The following is a 380-nucleotide window of genomic DNA, read 5'->3' on the forward strand; positions in this document are numbered from 1 at the left end:
CTGCCAGAGTGTCGCCGCCGCCAGCGATGGAGAACGCTTCGCTGTCTGCGATAGCGTTAGCCACGATTTCAGTACCTTTGCGGAAGTTCGGGAATTCGAACACGCCAACCGGACCGTTCCACAGAATGGTTTTCGCATTCTTCAGGATTTCAGCCAGTTCCTGAGCGGAAGCATCACCGATATCCAGGATCTGCTCGTCAGCTTTCACATCGTTAACAGATTTCAGGGTAGCCGGTGCAGTTTCAGAGAACTCGGTTGCTACGCGAACATCAGACGGAACCGGGATGTTGCAGGTGGTCAGCAGACGTTTAGCTTCGTCAACCAGGTCAGCTTCGTACAGGGATTTACCCACATCGTGGCCTTGTGCCGCGATAAAGGTG

1 pseudogene is annotated in these 380 nt (G+C 53.9%); it reads right to left on the reverse strand.

Features of this window, described 5'->3' with window-relative positions:
- Positions 1–380 (reverse strand): annotated as a pseudogene (gene pgk, locus ACEWB7_RS18775) (phosphoglycerate kinase); the annotation flags it as partial.

The organism is Acinetobacter sp. NIOH-H-8 (assembly GCF_046635365.1).
Lineage (GTDB): Bacteria > Pseudomonadota > Gammaproteobacteria > Pseudomonadales > Moraxellaceae > Acinetobacter.